The 14,412-nt window shown below is 42.9% G+C and carries 14 protein-coding genes and 1 tRNA gene; 4 read left to right on the forward strand and 11 right to left on the reverse strand.

The window, feature by feature from the left end:
* Positions 1–188 (reverse strand): hypothetical protein (locus V7K21_RS21860; RefSeq protein WP_335177313.1); only part of this gene is annotated, 188 nt, incomplete at its 3' end.
* Positions 189–475: 287 nt separating this feature from the next.
* On the opposite strand from V7K21_RS21860, the gene V7K21_RS21865 reads away from it, so the two are divergent.
* Entirely contained in the window at positions 476–1,021 is a 546-nt protein-coding gene (locus V7K21_RS21865) for a hypothetical protein (protein ID WP_335177314.1), read from the forward strand.
* A gap of 108 nt (positions 1,022–1,129) precedes the next feature.
* Here the strand turns inward: V7K21_RS21865 and V7K21_RS21870 are convergent, their stop codons facing one another.
* From V7K21_RS21870 to V7K21_RS21895, 6 genes are all read right to left on the reverse strand, one after another.
* The gene (locus V7K21_RS21870; RefSeq protein WP_335177315.1) at positions 1,130–1,369 is read right to left on the reverse strand and encodes an after-VIT domain-containing protein; all 240 of its coding nucleotides are present in this window, start codon (positions 1,367–1,369) and stop codon (positions 1,130–1,132) included.
* A 79-nt stretch (positions 1,370–1,448) separates the two neighbouring features.
* The gene (locus V7K21_RS21875; RefSeq protein ID WP_335177316.1) at positions 1,449–2,513 is read right to left on the reverse strand and encodes a tetratricopeptide repeat protein; all 1,065 of its coding nucleotides are present in this window, start codon (positions 2,511–2,513) and stop codon (positions 1,449–1,451) included.
* 64 nt (positions 2,514–2,577) lie between these two features.
* Complete coding sequence (locus tag V7K21_RS21880) at positions 2,578–3,285, reverse strand: 16S rRNA (uracil(1498)-N(3))-methyltransferase (RefSeq protein ID WP_335177317.1); 708 nt, start codon at positions 3,283–3,285, stop codon at positions 2,578–2,580.
* 13 nt (positions 3,286–3,298) lie between these two features.
* Entirely contained in the window at positions 3,299–3,943 is a 645-nt protein-coding gene (locus V7K21_RS21885) for a Uma2 family endonuclease (RefSeq protein WP_335177318.1), read from the reverse strand.
* A 113-nt stretch (positions 3,944–4,056) separates the two neighbouring features.
* Positions 4,057–5,973, reverse strand: a complete 1,917-nt coding sequence (gene sir / locus V7K21_RS21890; RefSeq protein WP_335177319.1) for a sulfite reductase, ferredoxin dependent — start codon at positions 5,971–5,973, stop codon at positions 4,057–4,059.
* Positions 5,974–6,212: 239 nt separating this feature from the next.
* Positions 6,213–6,755, reverse strand: coding sequence for a hypothetical protein (locus tag V7K21_RS21895; RefSeq protein WP_335177320.1), 543 nt, complete (start codon positions 6,753–6,755; stop codon positions 6,213–6,215).
* Between the two features lie 500 nt (positions 6,756–7,255).
* On the opposite strand from V7K21_RS21895, the gene V7K21_RS21900 reads away from it, so the two are divergent.
* Positions 7,256–8,197, forward strand: coding sequence for an ADP-ribosylglycohydrolase family protein (locus V7K21_RS21900; RefSeq protein WP_335177321.1), 942 nt, complete (start codon positions 7,256–7,258; stop codon positions 8,195–8,197).
* 54 nt (positions 8,198–8,251) lie between these two features.
* On the opposite strand, the gene V7K21_RS21905 is transcribed toward V7K21_RS21900, so the two are convergent.
* From V7K21_RS21905 to V7K21_RS21915, 3 genes are all read right to left on the reverse strand, one after another.
* A complete protein-coding gene (locus V7K21_RS21905) occupies positions 8,252–9,256 on the reverse strand; it encodes a transposase (RefSeq protein ID WP_335177322.1) in 1,005 nt (334 codons plus the stop codon).
* Between the two features lie 20 nt (positions 9,257–9,276).
* A complete protein-coding gene (locus V7K21_RS21910; protein WP_335177323.1) occupies positions 9,277–10,128 on the reverse strand; it encodes a hypothetical protein in 852 nt (283 codons plus the stop codon).
* A gap of 140 nt (positions 10,129–10,268) precedes the next feature.
* Positions 10,269–10,928, reverse strand: coding sequence for an Npun_F0813 family protein (locus V7K21_RS21915; protein ID WP_335177324.1), 660 nt, complete (start codon positions 10,926–10,928; stop codon positions 10,269–10,271).
* Between the two features lie 351 nt (positions 10,929–11,279).
* Between V7K21_RS21915 and V7K21_RS21920 the strand changes: the two genes are divergently transcribed.
* Positions 11,280–11,352: transfer RNA gene (locus V7K21_RS21920), tRNA-Arg, on the forward strand.
* A 313-nt stretch (positions 11,353–11,665) separates the two neighbouring features.
* Here the strand turns inward: V7K21_RS21920 and V7K21_RS21925 are convergent.
* Positions 11,666–12,967 (reverse strand): dihydrolipoamide acetyltransferase family protein, encoded by a 1,302-nt coding sequence (locus V7K21_RS21925; protein ID WP_335177325.1) that lies wholly within the window; start codon positions 12,965–12,967, stop codon positions 11,666–11,668.
* Between the two features lie 561 nt (positions 12,968–13,528).
* Between V7K21_RS21925 and V7K21_RS21930 the strand changes: the two genes are divergently transcribed.
* Positions 13,529–14,050, forward strand: coding sequence for a hypothetical protein (locus tag V7K21_RS21930; RefSeq protein ID WP_335177326.1), 522 nt, complete (start codon positions 13,529–13,531; stop codon positions 14,048–14,050).
* Positions 14,051–14,412 lie beyond the last annotated feature (362 nt).

Here is a 14,412-nt window from a genome sequence, read left to right on the forward strand (position 1 = left end):
CCAGTCATACTCTGCGTATTTTTCTGCGCCAGCGTTTTGGTATTGATGTTCTTACTTTTGAACAGCATCCTGTGGCTTAATTCACATAAGGCGTTCTGTAGAAAATGTAACTGAGTACCGTTGCTATCTGTCAACAAACTATGACACTCTTCCCATTGGTTGAAAGTAAACCGCTTACTTTTCTCCAATCAGTAATTTTAAAACAAAGAAATGTTAATTATTGTGAAGCCTGCTTTCAGGATCTTGCTCTTAGTTACAGTAAAATTTAATAATTAGTTCTCAGTGATACAGGTCGCAAGTGCTTGCAAGAAAACATTTGCCCTCTAGTTTTACTACAATGTTGATTAAGCACAAACCCATAACGGTTGTCACCAGAATGGGGTGACGCAAAGCATAAAATGTAACATTTTGTCGTAATTTTTAACAATTACGGTTGAGTTTCAAATATAAAAGGTAAAAGGCAGGAGCAATTGTAATGGGTTTTATCAAAAAGTCAATTTCGAGTATTCAGGGTTTTCTTAACGGTATTTTGGGTTTCATTACGGGACTCTTACCAGGGAAGAAGAAAAGCAACGGCTACTTCTTAGAATTGGACGAAGCCAAAGATGCTGTGACAGATGCTGCTAAAGATGTAGCATCGAATGTGAAGAAAGTAGCAGAGACAGTTGGAGCGAATGCTAAGAAAGTAACGGCATCAATTGGATCAGAAGCACCAGCTCCATCCAAGCCAGATTCATTGAACGGAACAAAAACTGCCACAGCCAAGGGTAAGGCAAAACCAGCCAAAAATCCCAAACCAGCTGATGTTACGCTAGTTCAGACTGCTGAGGGTCTTAAAGTTGAACCTGGCAAAAATGCAAAAGCCGCAGCAGCCAAAGTACTAAAAGAGGAGCCGAAAGAAACAACCTTTGCGCCTAAATATCTTTCTCCTTCGGCTACTAGCTCTAATGGACGGCGGCGTCCAGGAGCGAATATGAGTGCTTACTTAGACATGGCACGTCAGATAAAAAAGCCTGGTTAAGTCACAGAGGCGCGGAATTTAACGTCTACTTAGTGTATTTATAGAACTGATGAGTTAAGTGTGAATACGCAAGATTAAGATAAGTTTATCAGTTGTAGATGGGAGAATTCAAACTAGGAGCGATCGCTTAATTTTCTCCACTACAACTGCATTTTTTAGGGTTGAGGCTTTTTGCTCCAACACTACCCGTCCTACGCGACCTTTGTTGAGAGTGAACTCAAAGACGATTTCACCACTGAAGCCAGAAGGCAAGTTTAATTGTTGAAGGTGTTGGCTAGGGATTGAACGTACAAACCGCCTAACTGTTGATTTTGGTTGGCTACTGTATTCATAGGTTAGATATGGCACTCCTATTTGATTTGTAAACTTACTTCTTAAGGTAGGCAATAGGTAATAGTAAACTTAATTACGAATTATGAATTACGAATTATTTAACAAACACCAGTCCACTATATAAATGAAAAGCTGAGTCCCAATTAGTCTCTTCCCTGCGAAATAGATAAATGTGAGACTTGATATTACCCAGCATTTCTGTTTGATCTAATGTTGTATCTGCAAAGGACGTGAAATCTGACCAAATTTTGACTTGAGGTAGTTGCTGGTCAATCCAACTTGATAAACTATTCCAATTAATTCTGATTGTATTTTGGCTAGCTTGGGGAATGATTTCTAAACCTTGCTGAAATTCATAGCCGCTGTCATGAAATCGGAGAATGCAATGTCTACCAGGTAGATGTAAATCACAAAACTGGGTATAGTCTTGTGTTTGAGTTTTCCGTTCCAGTTTCCGGTAGGCATCAACATCTACAACTTGTTCAAAAATGGGCAAAAGTCCCACTACTCTTGCTGTGATTTCTGACCAATCAAAGGTGAGAGAACCGAGTTGATTTGCCTGGTTGCAGCAAACAACAGTAACTTGTGGGGTAAATTCCTGAAAATATTTGACTTGATAAACTTGAATTTGCTGAATTTGAGCTATTGTTGCCCAAAAGCAAGGAATGCCAGCCTGCTGTAACTGTTTCCCGTAAAATTTAAGTTCTCCTACTTGTCCAGTGCGGTACAATCTCCAGCCACGACTTGGCAATACTAATCGTGCAGTATAAGGGTCTAGCTGCATAATCTGGGCGAATTTTCGAGATGCTTCTGTTTTCATCTCGTTACTGAGAGGCTCTAAGATTAGTACGCCAAGTTCAGTGTTATTAGGTTGAGATGTTGCTTGAGAAATGGCTCTTTGTCTTTCTTCTAGCTCCATTTCTTGCAGTCGTCGCAAACCTTGACGTGCTAACGTCACTATTTTGGTATTTATCGTATCTCGCAGCAGTTGCCGATAAATTTTTTTTGCATCCTGATATTTTCCAGATACTTCATGCAATCGACCAAGATAAAATTGCACCCAAGGATTGTCTGGTGATTCTTTTCGCAGCTGTTTGAGTAATTTAGCAGCTGTTTGATAATCTTTATGCTCAAAGGCGATCGCAACTTGCTCAATCATCACTTTAAATACACACTGGAGTGATGTCTCGCGCAAAAGGAGATTTGCGTGAGCTATAAATCATTTATACTTCACAAATTGCGGTAATCAAGGATAATGCTACTACCGGGGCTGTAACTGCTCTCAGGATGCGCCGACCAAGGGAAACAGGTTGAAATCCAGCTGACTTCGCATTTTCAATTTCTTGTATTGTCCATCCTCCCTCTGGGCCAGTAGCAATGACAATCTCCTCACATATGTTACTCAGCACTTTATTTAAATGGGGATACTCTCGACGAGCCTCACAAATGTAGCGGTGACTTGTCTGATTCGTGGTGACAGCAGTGTTAAAAGTAACAGGCTCTAAAATTGTCGGCACGAATGAGCGCTCTGATTGCTCGGCGGCTTCTATTGCGATGCGCCGCCAGCGTTCGAGTTTTTGAGGACTAGGATGAAGCAAAGTGCGATCGCTCAATACTGGTGCAATACAAGTTACTCCCAACTCTGTACAATACCGTACCACTTCATCAAATCCATTGCCTTTAGGCAACGCCACCATTAGCGTAATCGATATAGGTAATTCTGTTTCTACTAAAAGTGGTTCTAAAACCTGTGCCTGCTCCCCTGCTAGCTGCGCCAACCACCATTTTCCCCTACCATCCATTGCAATAAAGCGATCGCCTTCACGCAAGCGCAACACACGCCCTAAATAATGTTGCTGTTCTTTTGTGAGCAAAATTTGCCCTTGCTGAAGTTGGGAGGGTGCGATCGCAATTCTTTGCAGTTGAGACATTTTTCTTGATAAATTATTGCCCTGCTATAGACATCTGCTGTCTAACCCAGGTACGGAAAGCACGAGTTGCTGCTATTTGTCCAACTTTCTTGCTTTCTTGGATAAATCGGGGAATCTCCGTCACCAGCACAGGCGCAAAAGTTGGACTGTGATCGCTTTGCGAGTATTGTCCATTGTTAAGGGTGTAGATTCTCAACACATTTCCGTTATACTGCCAGAATTCTGGGACTCCCATTGAAGCGTAAAGGGTCAATTTGTCTATCTTAGGTCTGGAATATTCCACTTCTAGTACTAAGTCTGGTGGTGGATCTGTATTCAGGTCAATATTTTCTTTGTTACGGACGAAGAATTCATTTTGAATATAGTAACTACTATCCGGTTCGGCTCCTCGCTCCAAATCATCCCGCGTCATAGTCAACGAGCCAGCGCTTTTAACTTCTAAACCAAATTCTTCACACAGCACAAGAACAAAACCTTCAATCAGACGGTTTGAGTTCTCGTGTGGCATCAGCGGGGTAATAATTTCTACAATTCCGTTGTCATAAGCTAGCCTTTTATTTCGCTCAGATCCCATATCTGCCAGCATCGCTTTGAATGTCTGCCAGCTGATGTTTTGCAGCACATCCCTAGTCTCTGCGAATTTTACTGTTGTTACCATAGTTCAGTTTTTCTGTGGATGTGTTACCTAAACTGCATTAGGACTTACGCGAGAGAGACACAGATGGATTTATCTGTGTCTCTGTTTGATTTCATTATCTTCAATTTTTCGGCTTATGAAAGATTCTGAAAGTAAGCCTCTAGCGCTTCAGTAACTAACTGAGTCATCGGCTTACCTTGACTTTGGGCTACTTCCTTCAACTTGCTATAAACCTCTTCTTTCAAATTCACCCGGTGGCGTGATTTGTTTGCACCATTGGCTATTTGCGGGTCGTAGGTGGCAGTAAATTCCCGTATGGCATCAAAACCAACGCGATCGCAAAAATTACCAAAGCTTTCCTTAGATTTCCGAGATTTCTTAAAGTAAACAAAAATTGGCTCTAGGAAGCTTTCCAAGTCATTATGGTGTAGCTTATCTGTGTAAGGTTGCGCCAGTCGAGTCTGATTTGGCGAACCCCCTAACCATAATTGGTAAGATTCTGGAGCGCTACCGACAAAGCCCAATTCTGCTAAGTAGGGACGAGCGCAGCCGTTGGGGCATCCTGTCATCCTTACCACAAAATATTCATTTTGTAAACCTATTTTATCTAACAGAGTGCGAATCCGCTCCAAAATACCCGGTATTGCTCGTTCTGATTCCGTGATTGCCAAGCCGCAAGTGGGCAAAGCAGGACAAGCCATTGCATACCGCTCTAAAGGTTCGATTTTATCAGGATCACAAACAACACCGTGACTATTGAGAATTTCTTGAATGGCTTCTTTGCTATCTGGTTCGATATCGTAAAAAATCAGGTTATGGTTGGGCGTCAGGCGGATGGACAAGTTTAACTGCTCGACAATTTCCCGCAAGGCGGTTTTTAGTTGAAACGAACCTTCATCCTTGATTCGACCATTTTCAATGGAAATTCCTAAGAATAGCTTGCCATCACCTTGTTCATTCCAGCCGAGGAAGTCGTGATATTTAAACTCTGGCAATGGTTTGAAGGCTTCGACTGATTTACCGAAATATTCTTCAACTTGGGTACGGAATTTATCTACGCCCCAATCGTTTATTAGATATTTTAATCTGGCATGACGACGATCAGTGCGATCGCCATAATCTCTCTGGGTAGCAACAATTGCTTTCACTACATCGTAAACGTCATCTTTGGCTACATAACCGATGGGGTCTGCTAACCTAGCGAAAGTTTCTTCTTTACCGTGTGTTCTACCTAAGCCACCACCAGCAAAAATATTAAATCCTTCTAATTGTCCCTTCTTATTGGTAATTACTACTAAGGTCAGGTCTTGGGAATACAAATCAACCGAATTATCCCCTGGCACCGTCACGCAAATTTTGAACTTGCGGGGCATATAGTGAGTGCCATAGATTGGTTCTTCGTTGTTATGAATAATTGTGCCATTCCCATTGCGCCCTCGTGCCGCCTTCACCTCAAGGTTTTCTTCAGCACTAATTGCTTTTTCCCCATCCAACCAAATTTCGTAATAAGCACCTGTTTGTGCTGAGAGCAAGTCAGCAATATTCTGGGCATACTCCCAAGCATATTGATACTCTGGGCGATTCTTAAAGGGGGCTGGTGGTGCCATCACGTTGCGGTTAATGTCGCCACAAGCTCCCAAAGTCGTACCCAGGTTCTTGACAATTGTGGCGATCGCTGTCTTAAGATTCTTCTTTAAAATTCCGTGCATTTGGAAACCTTGACGAGTAGTTACTCGTAAGGTGTGGTTGCCATACTCATCAGCTAGTTTATCTAAAGCCAGATACAGCTGCGGCGGCACCAAACCACCCGGATTTTTTGTCCGCAGCATAAACTGGTAATCTTTTTCCTGTCCCTTGGTGCGGTTGTCACGGTTATCCTGCTGGTAAGAACCGTGATACTTCAAAAGCTGCACCGCATTTTCGGTAAAATGGGTAGTATCTTGAAGGATCTCAGTTGCTACAGGTTCACGCAAAAAATTACTATTTTCCTTGATTCCTTCTAGTTTGGAAGGCTTACGGCTAGCGATGGGGGAAGGAGCAGATTTAACCATTAGACTTGTATAGTATTCTCAATAAAGCATTAGTAGACGCCGAATCAGTACCCTTCGGCTACTTGATCCCCGGTAATCCGGCCAGAATAAAGAGGAATCTTTTAATTTTACCACGGCAAAAGGCGGCTTTCTCAGTGATGTAACACTTAACAAAACCAGCTTTTTGGAGTAGTGAGTGAAGAAGTGCTAAGTCCTGAGTACTAAGTAAAGTATAGAGTGAGTGAGGACTCAATAATCTTTTATTTGAAGCTATAGCCAATATCACCATTGATGCTAACAGCAGAAGCATCGCTATTTTGGTAGGCACCAAGCCCTACCTTGGCATTAGTGTAGACGAGAAAATTATTAGCAACTTTCTCGTCTACACCACCACCTATCACTACTGAATCTCTGTTATTTATGGGAGTTGGTGACCCATCTTTCTCTACAAAAGAATAACCACCAGTTAAATAAGCATTAGTTCTATTGGCGATGGGCACATCCACAGAAAGTTCTGGGATGATGGCACTCGTCTTATTACTCCAGAGGACATTACCGCGTGCAGAAAACGGCGTATTTCCTAATTTCACGCCACCTGTGAGATTACCACCAAATGTGGCATCGTCGTTGATGCCTTGTCCACCGCTGGTAACCCCATCTGCAACACCAGCACCAACATACATAACTAGCATCAGTACTTTTTTGGTTTCAGCAGAAGCTTGGTCAGCAGATAGAACAAGAAGAGCAACTATTAAGGAAGACAATGCAGGAATTGTCATGAAAGACTTGAGTAAGCGCCTCATAATTTTTACCAAGTTTTGTATTTCTTACTTATATATTCCAATTTAAAATCATGTGAAAATGTTTCCAAAAATTCATAGGGTTTATTAAATAAGTGTTATTATTAATGTATATTAATTACAGGGTAACTATCCTTGATAATAATAGATAAGCTATTACGCTTAGATTTCAATACATTTTTATCCTAGTTCTTTATCTAAAGCCAGACACCTTTTAAATTAATAGAATATTTGAAACTCAAACTAATACTAATTATCCGGAAACTTGCATTTAATGATTATTCCTTTTTCGTTGGCATACTTGGCGGTTCGTTTAATAAAAATTAAGTGCATCTCCATAGCGAATTGGTATAAGTCAGGATATGGTAAATAAAATACCCGATTAACAACTTTTTACCGAGCTTTTCACATAGGATGAAAAAGTAGGCTGTAGCATCTGTTGCAACAAGCTATAGAGGGAATCTATAAAGTTAATTTTGAGCAATTATTGTGGAGATTGAATAATGCTAACCGCTGCAAAAACGTTGTCTGGTTTGATGGGTTTATGTGTCGGTGATGCGTTGGGTGTGCCAGTGGAGTTTACTAGCCGTGCTGAACGAGTGAAATCTCCAGTGACAACAATGCTGGGTTATGGCACATGGAATCAACCACCAGGAACTTGGTCAGATGACAGTTCGTTAAGCTTTTGCTTGGCAGAATGCCTTTGTCGGGGGTATTCGTTGGATGCTATAGCTAATTCCTTCTGGCGCTGGTACAAGGAGGCTTACTGGACTCCTCGTGGCGATGTCTTTGATATTGGTCAAACTACCCACACAGCAATTATGCGCCTGAAACAGGGAGTTGTTCCCCATCAGGCGGGTGGCAAAGTTGAAAATAATAATGGCAATGGTTCGTTGATGAGAATCTTGCCGATGGCTTATTGTCACAGAAACTTAACTTTAGGCGAATTGCTGGCGCGGGTGCATGATGTTTCGGCGATTACCCATGCCCATGCGCGATCGCAAATGGCCTGTGGCATTTATATTAGTATTGCAGTAGCGCTCTTGGAAGGGGCTGACCTGCAAACAGCTTATTTACAAGCATTACAAGATATCCAAACAATTTATTCTGTGCGGGAATTTTTGTTAGAGAAGCCCCATTTTGGCAGAGTTTTGAATGGTGAGATTGCCAAGTTACCTGTGGAAGAGATTAGTTCTGGTGGCTATGTGATTGATACCTTAGAGTCATCCCTGTGGTGTTTATTAAATAGTTCCTCTTATTCTGAGGCGGTACTGAAAGCTGTCAACTTAGGCGGGGATACTGATACTACTGCTGCTGTGACCGGTGGGTTAGCGGGAATTTACTACGGGGTGGAAAATATTCCTCAAAAATGGATAAATAAAATTCCTCGTAGACAAGACATTATCTACTTGGCAGAGCGTTTTGCAAGGGCTGTCTATACTTAGAGTTAGGATTGAAAGTTAAGAGTTAAGAATTATGAAATTCCTAACTCCTAACTCCTAAAGTGTAGATAAAGAGTAGACCTGACCATCAATCAACAGTCGTGTAATGCCCTTGGCTTGAAGATGGGTACGAGCCTTATGAAGCATTTTACTATCAGGAACTTTAATCACGCGATCGCGCTTAGTAGAAAAGCGCTTGGCGACACGATGGTTATCAAACACCGGCAAAGTTCTTTGCTGAGTTTCGAGGCTGGGAATTTGCCCCAAGTCGCCAAAGTCCTTGAGAGGTCGGGTAATTAATTCCGAGGAACGGTCAATCACCAAATAGCAAGTTTTAGGCAAATTGGCTACCGACAGAGGTAAAACTTGAACTGATGCTTCACCTGGTCTTGGTTTTGTGACTAAAGGTCTTTGCTCATCCAAGTCATCGTCATCAAAGTCTTCTTCCTCAAAGTCGTCATCTTCTAAATCATCATCTTCTAAATCATCCAAATCCTCCGATTCGTCTAGCAAGTCTTCGCCCAGCATCTGCGCTATGACGGCCGCTCCTGGATGTTCATTCTTTAGCGGTGGGATGGGGATGCTAACTATTTCCGGCGGCTTTTGCTCTGGAGTTTCTAATTTCTCTGTGACTCGGAGCTTCGGTTTTTCAGACGCCGAGGGGCGTCGCCGCACCCGTCTACTAGCGGCGATTGACTCCGCCGTTTCCTCTGAGTAAAGTTCCTGCTCTAGATGAATTACCCGACGCGGCTGTGGCTCTACTTTTGGTACCTCCAAGGGTTGACTTTCACTTTCAACGGGTGGAACTTCTATCTCAGGCTCTGGTTGAATCGGTAGGGGTAACTGCTCGTAGCTTACCTGCGCCCTACCCTCAGGAGTTCTAGCAGCCCGCTTTAAGGAGACCAAGTATTCATACTCATCTTCTGGCAAAGTGCTTTTGAGCAGGCGACTAATTGTCGAGTTACTCACACCATAGCGGTCTGCCAAAGTTGAGGTTGTTTCGGCAGTCTCTCGATATAACTTAAGAATTTCTTGCTTGTCAGAGTCTGTTAATTTTCTCACGGTAGATACCAAAATCTTTACTAAGCTCGTTTTCGTCCGGTGGTACGCCGCGTTCGTCTTAGTGATGCGTCATATTCTAAGACAGCGCCCATGCCAAATAACACTCCACTAAACACCCAAAACACTTCTAATATCTCCCCACTTTGATAATTGGGACCTTGGGCGTATTTAAACCACATATCTGCAATGTAAAGCGAAAAAGCCGCCGCTGCAATCATTCGCCAAGACTGGGAAACTCTTCCCCCCCAAAAGGCTAAAAGCAGAATGGTAGCAATAATTAATAGAAGCACATCACTAACTACGTAAAACCAATTCAAAATAGCGACTAGCAGTTCTGTGGGTGTTTCCTGTTGCATAGAAATCCACCATGCCAACAAACTACCGAACACTGCGATTGCTAACACAATTAGCCACTGCCATTTTTCCAGATTGATTCGCCTGGAAGCCACAGCGAAAATCATACCTGCGCCAAGTAATAGATAAGTGAGTACAAAAAATATATCGCCTGAAGACACATCCGGTTCATTTTTTAAAACTATTTCGGTATAGCCGAAAATTATCCCCCCAACTAAATAGGAAAGCATACCTAAGCCAATTAAGAGCCAAACATTCCGGCCACTGACGATTTGTGGACTCAGCCAGTTCCTCAAGCATAAGATACCGGCACTCAAATAAGCTAAACCTTCAAAAATATTTGTGCCAATCACATACCACTCGGCCCGGCTTTCTATGCCATCTGCTCCGGGAACTTTGGCACTAAACAACAAATAGTATAGCAGTGCCAGTACGGCCCAGCCAATATTAGCTAAGACAATGTTCTGAGTGGTGAAAATGGATTTAGAAAGGAACGAATTCTCGTAAGAGTTATTCATAAGACTTGACTATGTAGATGCACTCTGACAGCATTTTGAGTTAAAAAACTGTATATCTAGTACTGTGTCTGCCAAACAATACACAATCAGATACCAAAAGCAAGTACCAGTAGCAGGAACTTTGTTAAAAAATTTCCATGCTACTGCCATAGTTTACCCAGTGGCGATTGATTTAGCCAACTGATAAACAGCGATCGCTCCCCTTCTGGCATATCTTCTAACTTATAAATCACTTGTTTGGTAAAATTAGCGTTGCCAAAATACGCTTTTCCTAGTCGATGCAGTTCTTCCAACAGGATAACTACATGATTTTCTTGCCAATTAGGTATTTTGGCTGTCGGCAAAGGATTTGTAGATACCAAATATTTAACTGCTTCTAGAGAAGATGCCTGCGGAAATTGTTTCTGCTGTAATACTTCTGCAATATCTTTCTCAAATAATGCAGATTGCCTAGCACCTAAAAACTCTTCAATGTCGATAGAAACACCTTGCAACAGCAAAATACTGGCTTGGATTAAAATCCCCGTTTTACTATGACCACCTGTGTCATTACCCAGATGCTCTAAACGGATTTTACCCCAGACGCTAAAGCGTTCCGGTTCCTCCAGCAAAACACAGGCTTTACCCCGATTATCCGTTAATTCTCTCCATAAGGCTCTAGCTTCTTCTTCTTGACTAGCTTTGAAAACACTAATCAAGCGAAAAGTCTGCCCTTGATAATTGAGGATCGGCACCTGCTGATCCCGTTTTGGGTGCTGAATGCTTGAGATTTCAACATCCTGCCGTTTGAGAATAAACATGGCACTAGCAAATAACTCCTCACAGGGGCACTCTTAATATGGAATATATAATGGCATTTGGCAGCATCGCCAAGGCTGAAATTACCTAGCGTGCTGTGGAAATGAACCTAGCGATCGCTAGATACTTCTCGAAGGTAGCTGCCCAGAGGGCGTTGGCGCTAACAGGCAAATAACCCCTTAGCAACACAATATATTTAAACCCCATCTGTTTCGTTTTTAGTGTAAATTTACTAGCTAGCGACTAGCATCTTAGCCTTGCTAATGGTGAATCTGCAATTTTCGATTGCTTCTTGGTAGGTAGGAACGATATAATAATGCAGGTGACTTCTTTGGGAGCCATAATTTTGTTTTGGGCGCGTAGCTCAGTGGATAGAGCAATTGCCTTCTAAGCAATCGGTCGCAGGTTCGAACCCTGCCGCGCTCGTTTTAAATAAATATGAACCCTCAAGCACTGGGACATGAGCTAATGATTTCCTCGATTGAGGGTTTAAGTCCCCCGCAACTAGTAGAGTGCATGTTTTGTGTCGGGGTCTAAATCCCCGTTATAAAACGTAATTGCTTTAACGAAGCCTCGAGCGTCATTGCGAATTGGTTTTATGGACAGATGGTATCCATTGTGATATTAATTTATGTGCATAAAAAATTTAAGTGTAGGTATTGTTTGTTGTTAGCGCTACTCTACGACTTACTGCTGCTCGCTGATAGCGCTAACATTTAAATTTGGTGTCTTTTCAAAATTACATTGTCAAAGATTGAGGATTCGTCTCAATCAATTTCGCTAAATCTTGCAAGAACGCCGCAGCATGGGCACCGTAAATAATCCGATGGTCGGAAGTAATATTGACTTGCATTTGTTGTCGCACACCAAACAAACCGTCTGCTGTTGCTACCACTTGCGGACGGGATGCCCCGATCGCTAAAATTGATCCTTGCCCAGGTGGTAAAATCGCATCAAATTTGTCTACGCCAAACATCCCTAAATTGGACAGGGTAAAAGTACCACTGTTGTATTCTTGGGGCTGTAGTTGTTTTGCCCTAGCTCTCTCTACCAAAGACTTCCAAGTACGTGATAGAGAATATATATCCACTGCGTCGGCATTTTGCAGCACAGGCGTAATCAATCCGCCATCATCCATCGCTACTGCTACGGAAATGTTGATATCAGAATGATAGACAATGCCCTGGTCTGAGTAGCTAGCATTTAACAATGGGTGTTTTTGTAAGGTCACTGCGACAGCTTTCGCCAGCAGCGCTGTCATTGTCACGCCTTTGGATTTAATTTGTTTATAAAGCTTGTCTAAACCATCGGTGGTAATTGTATAACCGACGCGGAAGACGGGCACGGATATGGTGGCTACCATGTTCCGCACTACAGCATTTTGGAAGGTAGTTAGAGGCACGATTTGACCAGGAACAGCCGCTACTGCTGGTATCGGTGCTGGTGTCCGAGGTGCTGGGGGTGCAACTGGGGTACTGCTTGGTACAGGTGCTGGTGGGGCAACTGGGGTAGTATCGGGTTGCTTGCCCTGATTGGACAATGCTTCTATATCTTCGGCGACAATGCGACCGTAGGGACCACTGCCTTGGAGAGTAGTCAAATCAACTTTGAGTTCTTTGGCTAATTTGCGGGCACGGGGTGAAGCTACAAGCCTTCCTTCTTTGTGGTTAGACCCGTTTTGAGAGACTAAGGCAGGTGTTGCAGCTGAGGCTGTGGCGGGGAGTGGTTCGGGAGATGACGTAGCATTAGCAGCCACGCCGCCTGAATTGGCAAGAGATTTCGCCTGTTCAATTTCAGCTTCCGTTTCTGCAATAAAGGCGATCGCAGATCCTACCGGGGCAGTTTCACCAGCTTCAACTATGATATGAGCAAGAAATCCCTCATAAAAGGTTTCTACATCCATATCTGCTTTATCTGACTCTACAACCACCACTGTTTCGCCTTTTTCCACTTTGTCACCTGGCGATTTCACCCAGGAGACGATTTTGCCTTCGGTCATGGTAGAACTCAGCGCCGGCATAAATACTTCGTGAATGCTCATAGGGTGGTTTGGGAATCAATGGTTTATGGACTTTAACAGCTTTTATCAGATCGAATTGTATCTTGTTGACACTCCCCAGATTGAACAAATCTCGCTGCGCTCATATCTTCAGTCTGGGGATTTTTAGTTCATCCAGCAATCGGTAACGGAGGGATCTTTACCGAACGGTATTGGGGTAGGATGTCTGGTGAGCGCGATACTTTGATTCTTACAAAAAGAATTTTGGATTGGAGATTTTCTATTTTAGGTTGGGCATTGGGCATTGGAGGAGATGAGGGAGCAGGGGGAGAGTTCCTAACTCCATATAGGAACTTAAATATAACTTAAAGGTCTATAATACAGAGCTATCCTCAATGGTTAGCCAATATCTCGATCTCGTTTTAGTAGTTGACTAGCAAAAACCACCACGAGTTGTTCACAGATTAAATGGGATTGCTATTTATATTCCTTATAACCACTGCTTAAGATACAGGAGATTCTCACAGGTAGAGGATATGGGATGCAGTTCAATCTAGAATTCAAAATTGGTAATAAACCTATTTGAAATTCCTGTTTACTTTTATGCCGGCAAAGCTGAAATTGTTTTTGATTATGATACTAAGTATCTTTGCCACTACTGGCGCTGGAATATATATTACCCACAGTCAGCAGTATGCACCGATTGCTGAGACTAATAAAGAACTTGCCCAGCAGGTGGGAGCAATACATCAGTCTCAAGAGGTTGTGGCATACTTAGAGCGTTCTGATTATAAAACTATACCTTTAGGAAATATTAACTCATCGCTCCAAGGTAGTGATCCTGCTACCCTTGCGCTGAATGCTTTTGACGACATAGCATCAGTGCGAGGAACGCGAAAGGTAGAGGTAGCTTATCCGCAACGAAATCAGGCTTTTGTAACGATTACGCAAATCAAGCGGGGTGATGATTCTGTTGGTATTAAATATCGAGTTGAGATGACAACCTTTGGGCGATCGCTTTTTATTAGCTCACCTCCAGTGTGGGAAATTGTTTGGGCTGGCTCCCAAGTGGAATGTTGGGCTAGGAGCCGCTCCAAACTCAAGTTAAATCATATCTGTCAGTAATTAAAAGTCTGCCAATAGATTTTGAATTTTGGATTTTGGTGAAGCAGCGCGGTCTTCTCCCAATGTGAAAAGGGGAGCTACTGCGGTCTCCTCCCTACAGCCCTTCCTTAACGGGACGCCTTACGGCGAACGAGCATCTGACGGCAGGCGTTAGCCTCTCCCAATGTGAGAAGGGGGAGACGCTAAGGGCGATAGCGAACGCAAGAGCGTCTCCAAGAGTTGCGTAAAGCCTGCGGCATGGCAACTCTTAGAGAGGCTGCGCCAACGCTTAGAGCGAGTCTTCTCCCAAAGGGAGACGATGCCGCGCAACGAGCGTCACGAGCGTCAGGGATTAAAGGAAAAATCTAAAATCTAAAATCCGA

Origin of the sequence: Nostoc sp., from assembly GCF_036919595.1 — a bacterium.
Lineage (GTDB): Bacteria > Cyanobacteriota > Cyanobacteriia > Cyanobacteriales > Nostocaceae > Nostoc.